At 64.1% G+C, this 20,137-nt stretch carries 17 protein-coding genes; 9 read left to right on the top strand and 8 right to left on the bottom strand.

Annotated features, from left to right (window positions below):
• The first annotated feature begins 47 nt into the window (after nt 1-47).
• The 3 genes from GGQ88_RS11255 (at nt 48) to ppdK (ending at nt 6,268) form a co-directional block, all read left to right on the top strand.
• The gene (locus GGQ88_RS11255) at nt 48-953 is read left to right on the top strand and encodes a glycine--tRNA ligase subunit alpha (RefSeq protein ID WP_183613284.1); all 906 of its coding nucleotides are present in this window, start codon (nt 48-50) and stop codon (nt 951-953) included.
• Complete coding sequence (glyS, locus tag GGQ88_RS11260) at nt 950-3,541, top strand: glycine--tRNA ligase subunit beta (RefSeq protein ID WP_183613286.1); 2,592 nt, start codon at nt 950-952, stop codon at nt 3,539-3,541. The genes GGQ88_RS11255 and glyS overlap by 4 nt, the downstream gene beginning before the upstream one ends.
• A 63-nt stretch (nt 3,542-3,604) precedes the next feature.
• Nucleotides 3,605-6,268 carry a pyruvate, phosphate dikinase gene (gene ppdK / locus GGQ88_RS11265; RefSeq protein WP_183613288.1) on the top strand — a complete coding sequence of 888 codons (2,664 nt, stop codon included), beginning with the start codon at nt 3,605-3,607 and terminating at the stop codon, nt 6,266-6,268.
• Between the two features lie 155 nt (nt 6,269-6,423).
• Here ppdK and GGQ88_RS11270 read toward each other — a convergent pair whose 3' ends face one another.
• Entirely contained in the window at nt 6,424-7,209 is a 786-nt protein-coding gene (locus GGQ88_RS11270; protein ID WP_183613290.1) for a methyltransferase domain-containing protein, read from the bottom strand.
• Between the two features lie 64 nt (nt 7,210-7,273).
• On the opposite strand from GGQ88_RS11270, the gene GGQ88_RS11275 reads away from it, so the two are divergent.
• From GGQ88_RS11275 to GGQ88_RS11290, 4 genes are all read left to right on the top strand, one after another.
• Nucleotides 7,274-8,032 (top strand): double zinc ribbon domain-containing protein, encoded by a 759-nt coding sequence (locus GGQ88_RS11275; protein WP_183613293.1) that lies wholly within the window; start codon nt 7,274-7,276, stop codon nt 8,030-8,032.
• Nucleotides 8,033-8,326: 294 nt separating this feature from the next.
• Nucleotides 8,327-8,710, top strand: coding sequence for a phosphoribosyl-AMP cyclohydrolase (gene hisI / locus GGQ88_RS11280; protein WP_183613295.1), 384 nt, complete (start codon nt 8,327-8,329; stop codon nt 8,708-8,710).
• 31 nt (nt 8,711-8,741) lie between these two features.
• A complete protein-coding gene (locus GGQ88_RS11285) occupies nt 8,742-9,212 on the top strand; it encodes a MerR family transcriptional regulator (RefSeq protein ID WP_183613296.1) in 471 nt (156 codons plus the stop codon).
• A 5-nt stretch (nt 9,213-9,217) separates the two neighbouring features.
• On the top strand, nt 9,218-11,020 hold the full coding sequence (locus GGQ88_RS11290) for an acyl-CoA dehydrogenase C-terminal domain-containing protein (protein ID WP_183613297.1): 1,803 nt from the start codon (nt 9,218-9,220) through the stop codon (nt 11,018-11,020).
• 142 nt (nt 11,021-11,162) lie between these two features.
• Here the strand turns inward: GGQ88_RS11290 and GGQ88_RS11295 are convergent, their stop codons facing one another.
• From GGQ88_RS11295 to tyrS, 5 genes are all read right to left on the bottom strand, one after another.
• Nucleotides 11,163-11,867, bottom strand: a complete 705-nt coding sequence (locus GGQ88_RS11295; protein ID WP_183613726.1) for a dienelactone hydrolase family protein — start codon at nt 11,865-11,867, stop codon at nt 11,163-11,165.
• Nucleotides 11,868-11,872: 5 nt separating this feature from the next.
• Nucleotides 11,873-12,790 (bottom strand): cysteine synthase A, encoded by a 918-nt coding sequence (gene cysK / locus GGQ88_RS11300; RefSeq protein ID WP_183613298.1) that lies wholly within the window; start codon nt 12,788-12,790, stop codon nt 11,873-11,875.
• A gap of 32 nt (nt 12,791-12,822) precedes the next feature.
• A complete protein-coding gene (locus GGQ88_RS11305) occupies nt 12,823-14,067 on the bottom strand; it encodes an MFS transporter (RefSeq protein WP_343057197.1) in 1,245 nt (414 codons plus the stop codon).
• A 151-nt stretch (nt 14,068-14,218) separates the two neighbouring features.
• Nucleotides 14,219-14,548: a PilZ domain-containing protein gene (locus GGQ88_RS11310; RefSeq protein WP_183613300.1), complete on the bottom strand. Its 330-nt coding sequence runs from the start codon at nt 14,546-14,548 to the stop codon at nt 14,219-14,221.
• A gap of 128 nt (nt 14,549-14,676) precedes the next feature.
• The gene (gene tyrS / locus GGQ88_RS11315; protein WP_183613302.1) at nt 14,677-15,906 is read right to left on the bottom strand and encodes a tyrosine--tRNA ligase; all 1,230 of its coding nucleotides are present in this window, start codon (nt 15,904-15,906) and stop codon (nt 14,677-14,679) included.
• 71 nt (nt 15,907-15,977) lie between these two features.
• Between tyrS and GGQ88_RS11320 the strand changes: the two genes are divergently transcribed.
• Entirely contained in the window at nt 15,978-16,520 is a 543-nt protein-coding gene (locus tag GGQ88_RS11320; RefSeq protein ID WP_183613304.1) for a DOMON-like domain-containing protein, read from the top strand.
• Nucleotides 16,517-17,719, top strand: coding sequence for an exo-beta-N-acetylmuramidase NamZ family protein (locus GGQ88_RS11325; RefSeq protein WP_183613306.1), 1,203 nt, complete (start codon nt 16,517-16,519; stop codon nt 17,717-17,719). Before GGQ88_RS11320 ends, GGQ88_RS11325 begins: the two co-directional genes overlap by 4 nt.
• A 7-nt stretch (nt 17,720-17,726) precedes the next feature.
• Here GGQ88_RS11325 and GGQ88_RS11330 read toward each other — a convergent pair whose 3' ends face one another.
• Both GGQ88_RS11330 and GGQ88_RS11335 read right to left on the bottom strand, forming a co-directional pair.
• A complete protein-coding gene (locus tag GGQ88_RS11330) occupies nt 17,727-18,812 on the bottom strand; it encodes an AI-2E family transporter (RefSeq protein WP_183613307.1) in 1,086 nt (361 codons plus the stop codon).
• Nucleotides 18,813-18,928: 116 nt separating this feature from the next.
• Nucleotides 18,929-20,110, bottom strand: a complete 1,182-nt coding sequence (locus GGQ88_RS11335; RefSeq protein WP_183613309.1) for a VWA domain-containing protein — start codon at nt 20,108-20,110, stop codon at nt 18,929-18,931.
• Nucleotides 20,111-20,137 lie beyond the last annotated feature (27 nt).

Consider the following 20,137-nt stretch of genomic DNA (forward strand, 5'->3'; position numbering starts at 1 on the left):
GCGTAAAGGTTGATTTGGCGCGGTCTATCGGCCAAAGCCGCGCGATCATGGCCGATACAAAACTCAAGCCGCTTTCCCTGCAGGACATGATCCTGCGCCTTCACGCATTCTGGGGAGAGCAGGGCTGCCTGATCCTCCAGCCTTATGACATGCGCATGGGGGCAGGCACGTTCCACACCGCGACGACACTGCGGGCGCTGGGGCCAGAGCCGTGGAATGCGGCGTTCGTCCAGCCGTGCCGCCGTCCGACAGACGGGCGCTATGGCGAGAACCCCAATCGGCTGCAGCACTATTACCAGTATCAGGTGATCCTGAAGCCTAGCCCGGAGAACCTGCAGGAGCTGTACCTGCAGTCGCTGGGCATGATCGGTGTCGATCCGCTGGTGCATGACATCCGCTTCGTCGAGGACGACTGGGAATCGCCGACGCTGGGCGCGTGGGGCCTTGGCTGGGAAGTGTGGTGCGACGGGATGGAAGTGACCCAGTTCACCTACTTCCAGCAGATGGGCGGCTTCGATTGCAAGCCTGTGGCGGGCGAGCTGACGTACGGGCTCGAACGTCTGGCGATGTATATTCAGGGCGTCGACAACGTCTATGATCTGGCGTTCAACAATCACGGCGTGACTTACGGCGATGTGTTTCTCGAAAACGAGAAGCAGATGTCGAAGTGGAACTTCGAGGTGGCCGATACCGACAGCCTGTTCGAAGGTTTCCGTCGCGCCGAGGCCGAGTGCCAACGCTCGCTTGAGGCCGACGTGCCGATTGCCGCCTATGAGCAGGCAATCGAGGCGAGCCATCTGTTCAACCTGCTGCAGGCACGCGGCGTGATTTCTGTGCAGGAGCGCGCCAGCTACATGGGCCGGGTGCGCGATCTCGCGCGGGGGAGTTGCGAGGCGTATATGGCGCGAAATGCCGACGCCTGGGCTGCGAAATATCCGGAGTGGAGCAAGTGAGCGATTTTCTGCTGGAGCTTCGCTGCGAGGAAATCCCGGCGCGGATGCAGGCTGGCGCGCGGGCCGATCTGGAGAAGCTGTTCGTCAAGGAACTGGCCGCTGCGGGCCTGAAGGCGGGCGCGGTGACGGTGTTCTCGACGCCGCGGCGGTTGGCGCTGATCGCGCGGGACTTGCCGCTGGCGACAGAGGCTGTGTCCGAGGAGACCAAGGGGCCTCGGACTTCTGCCCCCGAGCAGGCGCTTGAGGGCTTCCTGCGCAAGACCGGGCTTTCGAAGGATCAGTTGACCGAGCGCGATGGCGTGTGGTTTGCGGTGACCGAAAAGCCGGGTCGCGAGACGCGCGACGTTTTGGCCGAGGCGATCCCGGCGATCATCCGCGCGTTCCCCTGGCCCAAGAGCCAGCGTTGGGGCGCGGACTCTATTTCTACCGAGAGTTTGCGCTGGGTGCGGCCGCTTTCGGGCATCGTCGCGATTCTGGGCGAGGATCTGGTCGCGTGCGAGATCGGCGGCGTCGCCTCTGGCTATGCCACGCGCGGACACCGTTTCCATTGCCCGGGTGAAATCACCATCGGCGGCGCGCACGATTATGCCGAGAAGCTACGCGCGTGCCACGTGATCGTGGACCATGCCGAGCGTGAGGCGATGATCCGTGAGAAGGCCAAGGCGGCGGCGGCAGACGCCGGGCTGGTGCTGGTCGAGGACGAGGGGCTGGTGATCGAGAACGCCGGTCTGACCGAATGGCCTGCGCCATTGCTGGGCCGCTTCGATGAGGCGTTTCTGGATGTGCCGCCCGAGGTGATCCAGCTGACCGCGCGGGTGAACCAGAAGTATTTCGTGTGCGAATACCCCTCCCGCTTAGGGGAGGGCCTGTTATCGGCCTCTGACCCAGCAAGCCCACCCCCGACCCCTCCCGCAAGCGGGAGGGGGGAATTGGCGAATGCGTTCGTGTGTACGGCCAATATCGAGGCGACTGATGGGGGCGCGGCGATTGTCGATGGCAACCGCAAGGTTCTGGCGGCGCGGCTTTCGGATGCGCGGTTTTTCTGGGAGCAGGACAAGAAGAAGCCGCTGTCGGTTCATGCCGAGAAGCTGGCGCGGATCACGTTCCACGAGAAGCTGGGTTCGGTTGCCGACAAGGTCGAGCGCGTAGCCAAGCTGGCGCGGTGGCTGGTTGAGGAGGGGATCATAAAGCCCTCTCCCCTTCAGGGGAGAGGGTTGGGTGTGGGGGCGGCAAGCGCTGCGCCCAGTCAGCCCCACACCCCGGCCCTCTCCCCTGAAGGGGAGAGGGAGAAGTTAGCCGATCAGGCCGAACTCGCCGCGCGGTTGTGCAAGGCGGATCTGGTGACCGAGATGGTCGGGGAATTCCCTGAACTTCAAGGCCTTATGGGCGGGTATTATGCGCGGGCCGAAGGCCTGCCGGATGCCGTGGCTGACGCGATCCGCGATCACTACAAGCCGGTCGGACAGGGCGATGATGTGCCGACTGCGCCGGTGACGGTGGCTGTGGCGCTGGCGGATAAGCTGGATACGCTTGTCGGATTTTTCCTTATCAACCAACCGCCAAGCGGATCGCGCGATCCTTTTGCCTTGCGACGTGCAGCACTCGGTGTTGTGTCGTTAATTCAGGCAAATGGCTTGAGAGTTGCGTTGAGGGCCGTATTTGAAACGGCAATTGAGTCATACTATGAGGTGGCTTTCCGCCGATACTATTACTTCTTAATCCTGTCTCCCGCTGGTGAACGAATGCTTCAGGGTCACGTCGATCGACATGACATGGTGTCCGCCAGTTTTTACAAACAGGTGTGGTGGCCTAACGAGGTCTTCGCCGCAGTCAGGCAATCTCCAAACGCTATGGAGGTTGTAATGGGCGCAGAAGAATTTGAGGGCAACACAGACGATGATGAAACGCCACACGCGTATGACTTTAGTGTAAGGTCAGTTGCGCTATTCAGGACCTCGAATCCGGAAGCGGCGCTCTCATCTCTCTTGGTTTTCTTCGCCGACCGCCTCAAAGTCCAGCAGCGCGAAGCTGGTGTCCGGCACGATCTCATAGACGCCGTGTTCGCACTCGGGGGTGAGGACGATCTCGTTCGGCTGCTCGCGCGCGTTCATGCGCTGCAGGCTTTCGTCACCACCGAGGACGGGACCAACCTGCTCGCGGGGTACAAGCGTGCGGCGAATATCCTCAAGAAGGAGAGCTGGTCGGCCAATGCGGGATCGCAGGGCGAGGGTGTGGTGCCTCCGACGGGTGAGGAAGATCCGCTGGTGCTGGTGGATGATCCTGAATTCCGGGGTGTCGCCGGTGCGTTCGCGCGGCCGGACAAGAACTATGATCGTGAGCCTGCCGAGCAGGCCTTGATCGACGCGTTGAAGGCGGCAGAACCGCAGGCCGAGCGCGCGGTCGAGGCCGAGGACTTCACTGCCGCGATGGCAGCCCTCGCGACCTTGCGCGCTCCTATCGACGCCTTCTTCGAATCCGTTACGGTGAATGATGCAGATGCGAACAAGCGTGCGAGCCGACTTGCTTTGCTTGACCGATTCCGTGCTGCGGTGCACAAAGTTGCGGACTTTTCGCGCATCGAAGGCTAAAGGGCGGCTCGAATCCGGGTCTGACCCACGCAAAATTACAAAGTCAGGGAGCTTCGTTCGAGCATGAGCGCATACGTATTCCACTTTGGCGGCGGTGCCGTGTCTTCCGATCCTCGGGCGAAGGACAAGACGATCGCGGGCGGCAAGGGCTCGAACCTTGCCGAGATGGCGGGGATCGGTCTGCCGGTTCCTCCGGGCTTCACCATCTCGACCGAAGTGTGCACGTATTACAATGCCAACGCCAAGACGTTCGACGACGCCTTGCGCGCGAGCGTTGCCGCTGGCGTCGCGCACGTGGAAGCGGCGACGGGCCGCGTGTTCGGCGATGCGGTCAATCCGCTGCTGGTTTCGGTGCGTTCGGGCGCGCGGGTTTCGATGCCCGGGATGATGGACACCGTGCTCAACCTTGGGCTCAACGACCAGACGGTCGAAGGGCTGGCGGCAGGCTCGGGCGATCCGCGCTTTGCTTGGGACAGCTATCGCCGGTTCGTGCAGATGTATTCGGACGTGGTGCTGGGGCTGGACCATCACCGGTTCGAAGATGCGCTGGAAATCGTCAAGGAAGACAACGGCTTCTTCAGCGATGTTGAGCTTGGTGCTGAACATTGGCAGGCGCTGGTCGGTGAATACAAGGCGATCGTTCAGGAGCAGCTTGGTCGCCCATTCCCGCAGGACGTGCACGAACAGCTGTGGGGCGCGATCGGCGCTGTGTTCGATTCATGGGAATCGGACCGTGCCAAGGTCTATCGCCGGTTGAACGACATTCCTGCCGACTGGGGCACCGCGGTCAACGTGCAGGCGATGGTCTTCGGCAACATGGGCGATACCTCGGCCACCGGCGTTGCGTTCACGCGCGATCCGGCGACGGGCGAGAAGGCCTATTACGGCGAGTGGCTGGTCAATGCGCAGGGTGAGGACGTGGTCGCGGGCATCCGCACGCCGCAGTACCTGACGCTGGCCGCGCGTGAGCGGGCAGGGGCAAAGCCGCTGTCGATGGAAGAATCGATGCCCGGTGCCTATGGCGAGCTGGCGCACGTGTTCGAACTGCTCGAAAAGCACTATGCCGACATGCAGGACATCGAGTTCACGGTCGAGCAGGGCAAGCTGTGGATGCTGCAGACCCGTTCGGGCAAGCGCACCGCCAAGGCCGCGCTCAAGATGGCAGTGGACATGGTGGCTGAGGGCCTGATCGACGAGGCGACCGCGATCCGCCGGATCGATCCGATGGCGTTGGACCAGTTGCTGCACCCGACGCTCGACCCCAAGGCCAAGCGCGATGTGCTGACCAAGGGCTTGCCCGCGTCTCCGGGTGCGGCTTCGGGCGCGGTGGTGTTCGACGCCGATACCGCGCAGATGCTGGCCGAACGCGGCGATGCGGTGATCCTGGTGCGCGTGGAAACATCGCCTGAGGATATTCATGGCATGCACGCGGCCAAGGGCATCCTGACCGCGCGTGGCGGCATGACGTCCCACGCGGCGGTAGTCGCGCGTGGCATGGGCCGTCCTTGCGTCTCGGGCGCTTCGGGCCTGTCGATCGACATGAAGGCCAAGGTCGCGCGGATGGGTGACCGCGAAATCCGCGAGGGCGACGTGATCACCCTCGACGGTTCGAACGGCGAAGTGATGGCGGGCAAGGTCGACACGGTCGAGCCCGAGCTGGTCGGCGATTTCGGCACGCTGATGGTCTGGGCGGACAAGCACCGCCGGATGAAGGTGCGCGCGAACGCCGAAACACCGCTCGACTGTCAGGTCGCGCGTCAGTTCGGGGCGGAGGGCGTGGGGCTGTGCCGGACCGAGCACATGTTCTTCGATGCAGGCCGGATCAGCGCGGTGCGCCAGATGATCCTTGCCGACGACGAGGCCGGACGCCGCACGGCGCTGGCCAAGCTGCTGCCCGAACAGCGCAGCGACTTCCAGTCGATCTTCGAGGTGATGGCGGGCCTGCCGGTCACCATTCGCCTGCTCGACCCGCCGTTGCATGAGTTCCTGCCGCATGGTGATGCGGAGTTTGCCGATCTGGCCGAAGTGACTGGTCTGGGCGTCGAGCATCTCAAGCGGCGCGCGGGCGAATTGCACGAATTCAACCCGATGCTGGGCCATCGCGGGTGCCGGTTGGGGATCACCTTCCCCGAAATCTACGAGATGCAGGCACGCGCGATCTTCGAGGCGGCATGCGATGTTGCCGACAAATCGGGCGATGCGCCGATCCCCGAAGTGATGATCCCGCTGGTGGCGACGCGGAAGGAGCTGGAAATCCTGCGCGCGCTGGTCGACCGCGTGGCGCTCGAGGTGTTTGCCGAGAAGGGTCGGACGCTGGAGTATCTTGTCGGCACGATGATCGAGCTGCCGCGTGCGGCGCTGATGGCGGGCGAGATCGCCGAGGAGGCGACGTTCTTCTCGTTCGGTACCAATGACTTGACGCAGACAACTCTGGGCGTTTCGAGGGACGATGCGGCGCGGTTCCTCAACCCTTATGTGGAGCAGGGCATCTATCCACGCGACCCGTTCGTCAGCCTCGATATCGAGGGCGTCGGGCAACTTGTGGAGATGGCGGCAGAGCGCGGGCGTAAGACACGTCCGGGCCTGAAGCTGGGCATCTGCGGCGAGCATGGCGGCGATCCGGCGTCAATTGCGTTCTGCGAGAAGACTGGGTTGGATTACGTTTCGGCCAGTCCCTATCGCGTGCCGATTGCACGTTTGGCAGCGGCGCAGGCGTCATTGGGGTAGCACGCCGAGGCCTGAGGCCCCCGCCTTCGCGGGGGCGCGGGTTAGCTTACCGCCAAAATGTCGCTGATTCCCCGCGCAGGCAAGCGGGAATCTCGGGCGTATTGCGTAAAGGCCTGAGGCCCCCGCCTTCGCGGGGGAGCGGCGTATTGTGGTTGCTAGAACTTCGGGGGGCGCAGCGGCTTGGCCCAGCCGCTTAGCGTGAGGATTTCGAAGCGTTCGGTGACTTTGCCGTCGGCGTCGGCGCGGGCGGTGAAGGCGGCGTGCGCGCGGGCTAGGGCGGCTTTGTTCAGCGGCGGGCCGGTGCGGGCGAGGCAGTTGCCCAAGCCCTGAGCGCGCAAGTCTGCGATCAGACGGTCGAGCGAACTGAAGCGGACGTCGAGGTGGTGGCTGTCGACGACCGGGTCGGCAAAGCCACTGCGCTGGAGCAACTGGCCGCCCGCGCGCACATCGACTTGCGGGTGGATGCGCGGCGCGGGTCGGTCGGCGTCGGCTTCCTGCATGATCGCGCGGAGCATTGGCAGCGAGCCTGCGGCCATGAAGCTGGCGAGCATCAGCCCGCCATCGGAGAGCGCACGGCGCAAGTGGACCAGCGCGCCGGGAAGGTCGTTGACGGTGTCGAGCGTGCCCAGGCTGGCGATGAAATCGAAGGGCAGGCCTTCGATCGGCGCTTCCTCGTCAAAGGCGTCGGCGGGATCGCGGTGGTCGACCGTGGCTCCGCCCGCGATGAGGCCTTGGGCGACGGCGACGGCGCCGGTCGGATCGCCGATCACTAGCGCGCGTTTGGGGGCGTGGCGCAGGAACGAGAGGCGGTCGGCGACGTCCTCGGCCATGTCCTGCGCAATGTAGCTTGCCGCGTCGGGCAGTCGCTGCAAGCGCGCCGCGCGGCGGCGGAGGGCATTGCGCCGATGTGGAGCGAAAATAGTCGGGGGTGCACTGGCCATTTTCCGCCAATGGCGCTCCGGGCGGCTCTTGCCAAGTGCGGGCGTGGGGCGAACAACCTGGGGGATGGCTCGGTTCGACATCCTGCCCCCGGTTATCGACTTCGTGTTCCCGCCGCGCTGTCCGTTGTGCGGTGCGCCGATTGCGGAACATGGGGGCTTGTGCATCGCATGCTGGGGCAAGCTGGCGGTACCGTCGGGGACATGCTGCAGCCTGTGTCAGCGGCCGATGGGCGAGGGGTTCGGCGAGGGCGCGGAGCTGATCTGCGCGCCCTGCATGGCGCAGCCGCCGCGCCATGCAGGGATTGCGGCAGCAACGCTGTATAACGATGTGTCGCGGGCGCTGGTGCTGAAATTCAAGCATGGCCGCAAGATCGGGCTGGCGCCGATGATGGCGCGGATGATGGTGCCTCGGCTGCCGGTGCTCGAGGGTGAGTGGCTGGTGGTGCCGGTGCCACTGCACCGTTGGCGATTGATGACGCGCGGATACAACCAGTCGGCACTGCTGGCGGGCGAACTGGCGCGGGCGACGGGGCAGCGGCTAATCGTTGATGGGCTGGTTCGCCACAAGGCGACGCCGCCGCTGGGCGGGTTGGGCCGTCTCGCGCGGGCTCGGGCGCTGGCGGGTGCCATTGCACCGCACCGGGGTCGGGCCGCGCTGTTTGCGAAGGCCAACGTGCTGCTGGTGGACGATGTGATGACCAGCGGCGCGACCACCGATGCCTGTATGGTTGCGCTTCGCAAGGCTGGCGCAGCGCAGGTGCGGATCGCGTGCTTCGCAAGGGTGATGGACGAGGCGCTGGAGACTGTGCGCAATCCCACCTGACAACGGAAACGCCCGGAGCCATGGGCACCGGGCGTCCTCGTGACGAATGTCTGCGGGGTTCGCGTATTCCGCGATACCGACGGCCCCCTGACCGTCCCGCCTTATTCCCTCAATGTCCCGATGGTCACCCTGCGCGGCTGTTCAGTTTGCGATTCCCTCAAACCGCAAAGTCCTAATCGTTGATTCATTGCTTTTGCGGAAGGCCGTAGTGCTTGTTTCATGGATTTTGCGCGCTGTTGTGGTTATCTTGCAACAAACCGCCACATGCTGTGGTGGCAACCAGGGTGAACCCACTTGTCCAGCGTCGAAGATGTCGCCCGCCGCGAGCAGGGCACCGAATTTCTCCCCAAGTTCGATGCGAATGGATTGATTACTGCGGTTGCCGTCGATCACCGTACCGGGGCGCTGCTGATGCTGGCGCACATGGATGCCGAGGCGATCGCAAAGACGCGTGAGTCCGGCTTTGCGCATTTTCATTCGCGCTCGCGCAAGCGGCTGTGGATGAAGGGCGAGAGTTCGGGCCATGTGCTCAAGATCGTCGAGATCCGGGTCGATTGCGATCAGGACGCGCTGGAGCTGCGCGTGGAACCGGCAGGGCCTGCGTGCCATACGCTGGCGACGAGCTGCTTTTACCGGGCGCTTTCATCCGATGGAACGCTCAAGCGCATAGACGATTGACGCTTACGTAAAGGGTAGGTAGCGTGTCTGCATGTCACAGCAAGCTGCCCAGTCGACTCGCGACCATACCGGCCATCTCGATCAACCCGATGCGCTGCGCCGCGAGCAGTTCACCATCTCGGATCTTTCGGGCGAGTTCGGCGTCACCGCGCGCGCGTTAAGGTTCTACGAGGATGAGGGGCTGATCGCGCCGACCCGCGTGGGACTGTCGCGCATCTATTCGCGCCGCGACCGCGCGCGGCTCGCGTGGATCATGCGCGCCAAGAACGTCGGGTTCAGCCTTGGCGAAATCCGCGACATGATCGACTTGTACGATATTGACGACGGACGCGCCGAGCAACGCCGCGTCACGATCGCCAAGTGTCGCGAGCGGATCGAGAACTTGCGCCGGCAGAAGGCCGACATCACCGCAACCATCGACGAACTGACCAGCTTCGTCGATCTCGTCATCAAGCAGGAGCGGTCCGAGGGCCGCGATCCTGACGCGCACAGCAAGGGATAACCACGATGCCCGTCTACACCGCACCGACGCGTGACACGCGCTTTGTCGTCAACGAACTGCTGCGCCTTGAATCCTACGGCAATCTGCCCGGATTCGAGAGCGCAAGCCAGGACATGACCGACGCGATCATCGAGGAGGCCGGACGCTTCGTGACCGAAGTCGTCGCGCCGCTCAACCTCTCGGGTGACAAGGAAGGCTGCACGCGCCACGCCGATGGCAGCGTGACCACACCAGCGGGCTTCAAGGATGCCTATCGCCAGTATGTCGAAGGTGGCTGGGGCACGCTGTCTGCGCCCGAGCAGTTTGGCGGACAGGGCCTGCCGCACGTGATGGGCTTCATCATGGAGTGCAATCTGGCGACCGCGAACCAGGCGTTTGCGATGTATCCCGGGCTTGCCAACGGCGCCATCTCGGCGATCCGCGAGAAGGGTTCGCCCGAGCAGCGGGCGATGTACCTGCCCAAGATGGTGAGTGGGCAATGGCTGGGTACGATGAACCTGACCGAGCCGCATTGCGGCACCGATCTGGGCATGATCCGGACGCGCGCGGTGCCGGCAACCGATGGATCGTATGCGATCACCGGCACGAAGATCTTCATCTCGGCCGGCGACCACGACCTGACCGAGAATATCGTCCACCTCGTCCTGGCCAAGACGCCGGGTGCGCCCGAATCGAGCAAGGGCATCTCCCTGTTCATCGTGCCCAAGTTCATCGTCAATGCGGACGGCTCGCTGGGCGAGCGCAATGCGGTGACCGTCGGCTCGATCGAAGAGAAGATGGGCATCCACGGCAATGCCACCTGCGTGATGAACTACGATGGCGCCAAGGGCTGGATCGTCGGCGAGGAGAACAAGGGGCTGGCCGCGATGTTCATCATGATGAACGCGGCGCGCCTTGGCGTGGGCATGCAAGGGCTGGCGCAAGCCGAAGTCGCCTATCAGAACGGGTTGGCTTATGCGCTCGATCGCCGCCAAGGCCGTGCACTGACTGGCCCGGCCGAGCCGCAGGAGCGCGCCGATCCGATCATCGTCCACCCCGACGTTCGGCGGATGCTGATGGACGGCAAGACCTTCGTCGAGGGCATGCGCGCGCTGTGCCTGTGGGGCGCGCTACAGGTCGACCTGACGCACAAGGGCGCGACCGAGGATGACCGGCAGGAAGCCGACGACCTGATCAGCCTGCTGACGCCGGTGATCAAGGGCTACGGCACCGACATGGGCTACAAGGTGGCCACCGACATGCAGCAGATCTGGGGTGGCCACGGCTACATCACCGAGAATGGGATGGACCAGTTTGTGCGCGATGCGCGGATCGCGATGATCTATGAAGGCACCAACGGTGTGCAGGCGATGGATCTTGTCGGGCGCAAGCTGGCGCAGAACGGTGGCCGCGCGGTGCAACGGCTGTTCGCGCTGGTCGATAGCGAGTGTGCGGAGGAGTCTGCGGACGAGACGGTCAGCCTGGTAGCCGAGCGGCTGTCGCGCGCTACCGGAGATATGAAGGCCGCGACGATGTGGTTCATGCAGAACGCGATGGCCAATCCAAACAACCTGGGTGCGGGCGCTTATGCCTACATGACGCTGACCGGTATCGTTTCGCTCGGCCTGATGTGGCTGCGGATGGCGAAGGTATCGGCGGCGGCGATTGCGGGCGGAGCGGAGGACAAGCCGTTCTATGAGGCCAAGCTGGCCTGCGCGCGGCATTGGGCGACGCGCTACACGACCGAAGCGGGCGCTCTGCGCCGTCAGGTCGAGGCGGGATCGGAGACGATCATGGCGCTTTCGGCCGAGCAACTGGCGATCAACTGATCTGGCGAGCGGGTAGTTTCTTGCTGCGCCCCCGCGAAGGCGGGGGCCTCAGGAGGTTAGATGCGCTGTTGAGAGTAGAGGCCTGAGGTCCCCGCCTTTGCGGGGACGCCGAGAGGGTGGGATTTAACGCTCTTCCGGTCCGTCAGCCGAGTACTTCGTCCAGCAGTTCCATGAGCGCGGCCCAGCTTTGCCGGTCGGCACTGGCGTTGTAGCCGATGGCGGGCATGCCGCGGGCATCGCTGGCGGGATCGGTAAAGCCGTGTTTGACACCGCTGTAACTGTGGAAATGCCAGTTGGCGGCGGCGGCGTCCATTTCCTCCCAGAACGCGAGAACTTGCTTGCGCGACACCATCGGGTCGGCGTCGCCGTGGCAGACGAGGATGCGCGCCTTGACCGTGCCGGGGGTTGCCGGTGCCGACGTATCGAGCAGGCCGTGGAAGCTGGCCGCAAGTACGATGTCTGCGCCGTCGCGTGCGAGTTCGATCGCCGCTTGCCCTCCCATGCAGTAGCCGATGGCGGCGACGGACAGGCCTTGGGTGGATTCGTGAGCGGTGAGCGCGGCGAGGCCTGAGCGCAGGCGCTGGCGATAGGTTTCAGGCGTGGACCGCAGTGGTCCTGCCAATTCGCGGGCGTGGTCGAAATCGCGGACCTGGACGCCATAGAAGTCCGCGACCATCGCAACGTAGCCTTCGGCGGCCAGCATCTGTGCGCGCCGGATCATCGCCGCGTTACCGTTGGCGATTGTCGGCAGGATGAGGACGGCGGCGCGCGGAATGCTCTGGGGGCGGACGAGGAAGCCGGTCAGGCCGACTTCGCCGTCCGCATAATCGATCTGCTCGACTTCCATGGCGGTCACTCGGGCAGGAAGTCCGGCACCGACAGGTAGCGTTCGCCGGTATCGTAGTTGAAGCCGAGCACGCGGCTGCCGGCGGGCAGGCTCGGCAATTTCTGCGCAATGGCGGCGAGCGTTGCGCCCGATGAGATGCCGACGAGCATGCCTTCCTTCGACGCGCACTGCCGCGCCCATTCCTTGGCGTCGGCGGGATCGACCTGGATCGCGCCGTCGATCGACTGGGTGTGGAGGTTGCCGGGGATGAAGCCTGCGCCGATACCCTGGATCGGGTGCGGCGCGGGCTGGCCGCCGGAGATGACCGGAGACAGCGTCGGTTCGACAGCAAAGGCCTTCATCGCGGGCCAGTGGCGCTTCAGTTCCTCGGCGCACCCGGTAAGGTGCCCGCCGGTGCCGACTCCGGTGATAAGCACGTCGATCGGCTCGCTGGCGAAGTCCTTGAGGATTTCGTGCGAGGTGGTGCGGACGTGGATATCGACGTTGGCGGGATTGTCGAACTGCTGCGGCATCCACGAGTTCTCGGTCTGCTCGATCAGTTCCTTGGCGCGCTCGATCGCACCCTTCATGCCCTTTTCACGGGGGGTGAGATCGAACGTCGCGCCATAGGCTAGCATCAGGCGGCGGCGTTCGAGCGACATCGATTCGGGCATGACGAGGATGAGCTTGTAGCCCTTGACCGCGGCGGCCATCGCAAGGCCGATGCCGGTGTTCCCAGAAGTCGGTTCGATGATCGTGCCGCCCGCTTTCAGGCTGCCGTCGGCTTCGGCGGCCTCGATCATGGCGAGGCCGATCCTGTCCTTGATCGAGCCGCCCGGATTGGCGCGCTCGCACTTCACCCATACCTCGTGGTCGGGAAACAGGCGGGACAGGCGAACGTGCGGGGTGTTGCCGATCGTGGCGAGGATGGAATCCGCTCTCATTTCGCTTGGCTCCTTAGGTGAGTGGGGAGACGTTAGGACGATCTGTACCGCGCTGCAAAGGTTCGCGCGTTCTTAAGTTCCGGGAAAAGGACGAACCAGGCGGCGGTAATCGCGATCGCGCCGACGCCCCCGACGATCACGGCGCCGACCGCTCCGAGCAGGGCTGCGGCCACGCCGGACTGCATTTCGCCCAGTTCGTTCGAGGCCGATATGGCAAGTCCCGAGATCGAGGAGACGCGGCCGCGCACGTTGTCGGGCGTGTGCAACTGGACCAGCGTGTTGCGGATGAAGACCGAGACCATATCGCTCGCGCCGATGCCGACGAGCATCAGGAGCGAGAGGAAGTAGTTGGCCGACAGACCGAATGCGACCGTGAACGCGCCGTAGACCGCGACACTGAGCAGCATCTTGTTGCCGACGTTGTCGACGATCGGTCGGCGCGAGAGCGTCAATGCCACCAGTGCCGCACCAAGACCGGGCATGGCGCGCATGATGCCGAGGCCGTCCGCGCCGACGGGATGGCCATTGACCTGCAGGATGTCGCGCGCGAAGACCGGCAACAGCGCCGTCGCACCGCCGAGCAGGACGGCGAACAGATCGAGCGAAACGCAGCCGAGCAGGAAGCGGTCGTTCCACACAAACGACAGGCCTTGGGTGATCTGGCGGAGCGGATGGGTGTCGCGATTGCCTGCGGGAGGCGGGAGGCGGCGGATACCGAATATACCGACCGCGGCCAGCGCGAGGAGAACGGTCGCTGTCCAGTAGGGCAGCGCTGGGTGCCCCGAGAACAGCAGGCCCGCCATGGCGGGACCACCGACCGATCCGATCTGCCAAGCCATCGAGTTGATCGCGATGGCTTTCGGCATCAGTGCGGCCGGCACGATGTTGGGAGCGATCGAGGAAAGCGCCGGGCCGATGAACACGCGCGCAGTGCCGTGCAGGGCGGCAAGTCCGAACAGCAGCGGCAGGGTCAGCGCTCCTGCCTGCGTGGTGATGGCTAGTGCCAGAGCGACGGTCAGGTCGATGCAGATCGACAGCCCCGCGACATTGCGGCGATCGAAACGGTCGGCGACGACTCCGGCGACCGGGGTCAGCAGGAACAGCGGCAGAAACTGTGCGAGACCGAGCAGGCCAAGCTGGAACGCGGCCTGTGCGATGGACATGCCATATTCGCTGCGCGCCAGATCATAGAGCTGATAGCCCAGGATCACGACCATGCCCGATGTCGCGAGCACCGAAAGGACCCGCGCCACCCAGAACCGCCTGTAGTCGGGGATGCCTAGCGGAGATGTGGGGATGGGTTCAGACGGGGGTGGTGGCGTTATCACGCGAGGGCAATGCCAGCCGCGGCGTTATTTGCCAACAAAGCAAAAGTTGGCGGGGTTCGCGATTTTCAGTTGTCGAACCTGCGTGGTTGTGACGAAGGCTTCAGCGCGGCTTCCCAGTAGGTTGGAGCGCCTTGATCAGCTTGGTGAAATCGTCGAGTCGGACGATGCGTTCGAACTGGAAACCCGCCCGATCGCCATCCGTCCACACCAGGAACGCTTCGATCCGGCCGACATGCGGCAGGCGGATAGTCACGCGATCGCCGCGCCCGAGCCCATCGACGCCGTGCGCCATGAAGCCGGTCGTCGATACGTTTGACAATTGCAGCAGGATATCACCGCGCGCACGATGCTCGGCAATGACGGGCATGCTGACCGCGTGCCGGTTCGAACGACGGAGGTCGGTGACTGAAAGCTGTGCTCCGCCGCGCATCGTTCGTCCTTGGCATGCGAGTGTCTATACCAAAGGTTATAGGTCCGAATTGGCGAAGATTTCGTAAACTGCAGGCAAATCTGTGCCGGAGGCGGCAATCGTTTGCCGTTAGCTTTTCACAAACCTGTTCAGGCGCGGCGCAGAATGCCGTGTTTCTTCTTGCCCGCGGAAATGCGAATTTCGCTTTCTGACAAGGAGACGCGGTGGGCCTCATCGGTGATCGCGACGCCGTCGACGCGCGCGCCGCCTCCGGTGACGAGCCGTTTGGCTTCGCCGCGGCTCGTCGCAAACCCGAGGCCGACCAGCGCATCGACCAACCCGATCGAATCATCGGCAGTCGCGAAAGTCGGCAGATCCTGGCCCAGACCGGCACCGGCGAAGGTGGCAGAGGCGGTCGATTCGGCGGCCTTTGCGGCATCGTCACCACGGACCAGCCGGGTCACTTCGTTGGCGAGGACAATCTTGGCGGCATTGATTTCGCTGCCCTCGAGCGATTCGAGGCGGGCGATTTCTTCGAGCGGAAGATCGGTGAACAGGCGCAGGAACTTGCCCACGTCGCGATCGTCGGCGTTGCGCCAGTACTGCCAGAAATCCCACGCGGGCAGGGCGTCTTCGTTGAGCCACACGGCACCGTTCATGGTCTTGCCCATCTTCGCGCCGTCGGCGGTGGTGAGCAACGGAGTGGTGACGCCGAACACTTCCGCGCCGTCCATGCGGCGGGCGAGTTCGATGCCGTTGACGATATTGCCCCACTGGTCCGAGCCGCCCATCTGCAAGCGGCAACCGTAGCGCTGCGACAGTTCGCGGAAGTCGTAAGCCTGGAGGATCATGTAGTTGAATTCGAGGAACGACAGCGACTGTTCGCGATCGAGCCGCTGCTTGACCGAATCGAAGCTGAGCATGCGGTTGACCGAGAAGTGCTGGCCGACTTCGCGCAGGAAGGGAATGTACTCCAGCTTGTCGAGCCATTCGGCATTGTCGAGCATGACCGCGTCGGTCGGGCCATCGCCGAAGGTCAGGAAGCGCTCGAACACGGTCTTGATCGAGGCGACGTTGGACGCGATGACATCATCAGTCAGCAGCTTGCGCGCTTCGTCCTTAAAGCTGGGATCGCCGATCTTGCCAGTGCCGCCGCCCATCAGCACGATCGGCTTGTGGCCCGCCTGCTGGAGACGGCGCAGGAGCATGATCTGGACCATCGAGCCGACGTGAAGCGATGGCGCGGTGGGATCGAAGCCGATATAGCCGGGCACGATCTGCTTGCTCGCCAGCGCATCAAGCGCGCTCGCGTCCGTCATCTGATGGACATAGCCACGCTCGGATAGCAAACGGAGCAGCGAAGAAGTGTACGCGGTCATCTGGCCACCTTTGTCGGGCACGTGATCGCGCCCCAATACCGGGAACGCGCGCCTAGCACGGAGTCTTGCGCTTGGAAACGTATGAGCTTTTGGCGCACCCCGCCCACCCTCCGCTGGCGGTGACTTCGGTGCAGGCGCGGGTGCTGGCGCTCGACGCGCGCTGGCTGACCTTGCGCTGGCGGGTGGAAGGCGCGGGCCAACTCTTCGTGCCGCCATTTGCGGGCAAGGGGCGAGCTGATGGGCTGTGGCAGACCACGTGTTTCGAGATGTTCGTGAGGCCGGACGGGGGGGACGCATATGCCGAGTTCAACCTGTCGCCATCGCAGGCGTGGGCGGCGTATGATTTCAGCGGCTATCGCGCTGGCATGGCGGAGCGGGCGATGGTCCGCGATCCGGTGTCTACGCCGCGCCGGGGGCAATCGGTGCTGATCTTCGATGCCGCGATTCCGGCTGCTTCGCTGCCGTCGTTGCCTTGGACTTACGGGCTGACGGCGGTGATCGAAGAGACTGGCGGGCGCAAATCGTACTGGGCGATGGCGCATGGCTCTGAACGGCCCGACTTCCACGACGAGGCTTGCTTCGCGGCACGGCTTGCGGCACCGACGCACCCATGAAATTCGGTATCGACCGGCTGCTGGCCGACCCCGCCCTGCGCGCTCCGCTTGAAGGCAAGCGCGTCGCTCTTGTCGCACATCCGGCCTCGGTAACCGAGGGGCTGGTGCATTCGATCGATGCGCTGGCCGCGTGTCCCGGGATCACGCTGTCGTCCGCTTTCGGGCCGCAGCACGGTCTCAAGGGCGACAAGCAGGACAACATGGTCGAGACGGCGGACGAACTCGATCCGGTCCATGGCATCCCGGTGTTCAGCCTCTACGGTGAGGTCCGCCGCCCCACGGCGCGGATGATGGATAGCGCCGACGTGTTCCTGTTCGACCTGCAGGATCTGGGGTGCCGGATCTATACGTTCGTCACCACGCTACTCTACTTGCTCGAAGCGGCGAGCGGCACGGGCAAGGCGGTGTGGGTACTCGACCGGCCCAATCCGGCGGGGCGGCCGGTCGAGGGAACCAAGCTCCTGCCCGGTTGGGAAAGCTTCGTCGGCGCAGGGCCGATGCCAATGCGGCACGGGATGACGCTGGGCGAGATGGGGCACTGGTTCGTCGAGCATTTCGGGCTGGACGTGGATTATCGTGTTGTCGCGATGGAGGGCTGGGAGCCCAGCGCCGCGCCGGGCTTCGGCTGGCCCGAAAGCCGGATCTGGATCAATCCTTCGCCCAACGCGGCGAGCCTGAACATGGCGCGGGCCTATGCCGGGACCGTGATGATCGAGGGCGCGACGGTGTCCGAGGGGCGCGGTACAACGCGGCCACTCGAAGTGCTGTTCGGCGCGCCCGATGTCGATGCCAAGGCGGTGCTTGCCGAAATGCGTGCGTTCGCGCCGCAGTGGATGGAAGGCTGCGCTATCCGCGAATGCTGGTTCGAGCCGACATTTCACAAGCACGCGGGCAAGCTGTGCAACGGATTGATGATCCATGCAGAAGGCGCCTTCTACGACCACGCAGCGTTCCGGCCATGGCGCTTGCAGGCGCTGGCGTTCAAGGCAATCCGGCGGCTCTATCCCGACTACCCGCTGTGGCGCGATTTTCCGTACGAGTACGTGTTCGACAAGCTGGCGATCGATGTGATCAACGGTGGTCCTGCCTTGCGCGAATGGGTGGACGACGCGGGAAGCGTTGCCAGCGATCTTGATGCGGTGGCTAGGCCGGACGAGGATTCGTGGGTCGAAGAGCGGCGCGCGTTTTTGCTCTACTGAGCGGACCTCACGCCAGTGGCTCCGTCTCGCTGCGTGTGCCCGCCGCCAGCCGTTGCTCGGTCAGGATCTGCCAGCCGGTGATGAACAGCGCTCCGGCGAGCGGGCCGATGACGATACCGCTAAGGCCGAGCAATTCGATCCCGCCCAGCGTGGTGACGAGTACAAGCCAGTCCGGGATGCCGGCATCGCGGCCGACGAGCATCGGGCGCAGGATGTTGTCGGCCAGGCCGATAACCACGACGCCAGACGCAATGACGACGATGCCTTGCCACACCGCCCCGGTCGCAAACAGGTAGATCGCCACCGGTCCCCAGACGATCGCGGGACCGATGGCGGGCAGCAGAGCCGCGATCGCCATCAGCATGCCCCAGAGCAGCGCCGCGGGGAGGCCAACGATCCAGAAGGTGATCGCGCCGAGCGCGCCCTGAGCCAGAGCGACGAGGCCGGAACCCTTCAGCGTTGCGCGCACCACCGTGACGAAGCCGGTGGCGATCCGTTCTGCCACGGAGCGTTCGAGGGGCAACGCCGCCACGATCTTTGCGCCGAGTTCTTCGCCATCGCGGACGAGGAAGAACGTGACGTAGAGCCCGACGCCGAAGGCGAGCAGGAAGGCTGCGGCATTGGCGCCGATCGCCAGAGCGCGCTGGGTCAGCATGCTTGCGCTGTTGCCGAGCGCTTCGGAAATCCTGACCTGGACGCGCTCGAACGTGCCCAGGCCGGCGTTGCCCAATGCGCTCTGCAGACGGTCGGGCAGGGCGCTGTGGACCTGCTGGAAATACTGCGCGAAGTTGACCTGGCCGCTGCGCATCTGCCCATAGACGCCGCTTGCCTGTTCGACGACGAGGCTGCCGATAATGAACGCCGGGATGATCACCGCAAACGTGATGATCAGCAGCGTCAGGGCGGCGGCAAGGTTACGGCGGCCGGGTGAGCGTTCGAGCAGGCGGCGGTACAGGGGTTGGAACAGGACTGCGGCAAGCGCTGCCCAAAGCAGCGCCCCTGCAAAGCTCGACACGACCATCGCCAGGCCGATCGTGACCAGGGCGAGCAACACGATGAGGCCGCCGTTTTCGGTACGTTGTCTGTCGATCATCTATCCCCCCTGCGAGCCGTCACACCGATGACCATGCCCAGCGATCCGACACACAGCAGTGTCAGAGGAAGCGAAACTCCGTGCAATCGAATTTGATCCGGTTGCGTTTTTGCGTCCTAGTGCTTCTTGCGTGTCAGTTCGCGCATCGCGCCATCGAGGCCTTCGAGCGTTAGCGGATACATCGAGCCGCCAAGGACGTCCTTGATCATCTTCGTGGACTGCGAATAGCCCCACTGCTTTTCGGGCACGGGGTTGAGCCAGACGGTGGCGGGGTAGGTCTGCGCGACGCGGTGCATCCACACCGCGCCGGCTTCCTCGTTGAAGTGTTCGACGCTGCCGCCGGGGTGGCTGATCTCGTATGGGCTCATCGCCGCGTCTCCGACGAACACGACTTTGTAATCGTGGCCGAACTTGTGTAGGATGTCCCAGGTCTGGGTGCGGTCGGACCAGCGGCGCTTGTTGTCCTTCCACACGCCTTCATACAGGCAATTGTGGAAGTAGTAGAATTCCATGTTCTTGAATTCGGCGGTGGCGGCGCTGAACAGCTCCTCGACCAGCCGGATGAACGGGTCCATCGATCCGCCGACGTCGAGGAACAGCAGCAGCTTGACCGCATTGCGCTTTTCCGGGCGCATCTTGATGTCGAGCCAGCCCTGGCGGGCTGTACCCTCGATTGTGCCTTCAAGGTCAAGTTCGTCCGCTGCACCTTCGCGCGCGAAACGACGCAGGCGGCGTAGCGCGATCTTGATGTTGCGGGTGCCGAGTTCCTTGGTGTTATCAAGGTTGGCGAATTCACGCTTTTCCCAGACCTTGATCGCGCGGCCGTGCTTGCCCTCGCCGCCGATGCGCACGCCTTCGGGGTTGTAGCCACCGTTGCCGAACGGGCTGGTGCCGCCGGTGCCGATCCATTTGCTACCGCCCTGGTGGCGTTCGTGCTGCTCTTCGAGCCGCTTTTTCAGCGTCTCCATGATCTCGTCCCAAGACCCAAGCGACTTGATCTTTTCCATCTCCTCATCGGAGAGAAATTTTTCGGCGATGGCCTTCAGCCAGTCTTCGGGGATGTCGACCGGGCGTTGGCCGTAATCGGTGAGGATGCCCTTGAACACCTTGTTGAACACCTGATCGAAGCGGTCGAGCAGGCCTTCGTCCTTCACGAATGTGGCACGGCTGAGGTAGTAGAAAGCCTCAGGCGTCTGTTCGATCACGTCTTTTTCGAGCGCCTCGAGCAGAACGAGGTGCTCCTTGAAGCTGGCCGGGATGCCCGCGGCGCGCAGTTCGTCGACGAAGTTGAAAAACACGAGACAGCGCTCCTTTGACTTAACCGT

It is taken from the genome of Novosphingobium hassiacum, from assembly GCF_014196055.1.
In the GTDB taxonomy this organism is placed as follows: domain Bacteria; phylum Pseudomonadota; class Alphaproteobacteria; order Sphingomonadales; family Sphingomonadaceae; genus Novosphingobium; species Novosphingobium hassiacum.

Excerpts from the sequence above, each read along its gene's own strand:
- GGQ88_RS11310 (WP_183613300.1), bottom strand. The coding sequence starts at position 14,548 with ATGCGCGGCGGAGCACAGCTTTCAGTCACCGACCTCCGTCGTTCGAAC.
- cysK (WP_183613298.1), bottom strand. The coding sequence starts at position 12,790 with ATGAGAGCGGATTCCATCCTCGCCACGATCGGCAACACCCCGCACGTT.
- GGQ88_RS11290 (WP_183613297.1), top strand. The coding sequence starts at position 9,218 with ATGCCCGTCTACACCGCACCGACGCGTGACACGCGCTTTGTCGTCAAC.
- GGQ88_RS11325 (WP_183613306.1), top strand. The coding sequence starts at position 16,517 with ATGAAATTCGGTATCGACCGGCTGCTGGCCGACCCCGCCCTGCGCGCT.
- GGQ88_RS11255 (WP_183613284.1), top strand. The coding sequence starts at position 48 with ATGGCCGATACAAAACTCAAGCCGCTTTCCCTGCAGGACATGATCCTG.
- GGQ88_RS11330 (WP_183613307.1), bottom strand. The coding sequence starts at position 18,812 with ATGATCGACAGACAACGTACCGAAAACGGCGGCCTCATCGTGTTGCTC.
- GGQ88_RS11295 (WP_183613726.1), bottom strand. The coding sequence starts at position 11,867 with ATGGAAGTCGAGCAGATCGATTATGCGGACGGCGAAGTCGGCCTGACC.
- tyrS (WP_183613302.1), bottom strand. The coding sequence starts at position 15,906 with ATGACCGCGTACACTTCTTCGCTGCTCCGTTTGCTATCCGAGCGTGGC.
- GGQ88_RS11275 (WP_183613293.1), top strand. The coding sequence starts at position 7,274 with ATGGCTCGGTTCGACATCCTGCCCCCGGTTATCGACTTCGTGTTCCCG.
- GGQ88_RS11270 (WP_183613290.1), bottom strand. The coding sequence starts at position 7,209 with ATGGCCAGTGCACCCCCGACTATTTTCGCTCCACATCGGCGCAATGCC.
- ppdK (WP_183613288.1), top strand. The coding sequence starts at position 3,605 with ATGAGCGCATACGTATTCCACTTTGGCGGCGGTGCCGTGTCTTCCGAT.
- GGQ88_RS11285 (WP_183613296.1), top strand. The coding sequence starts at position 8,742 with ATGTCACAGCAAGCTGCCCAGTCGACTCGCGACCATACCGGCCATCTC.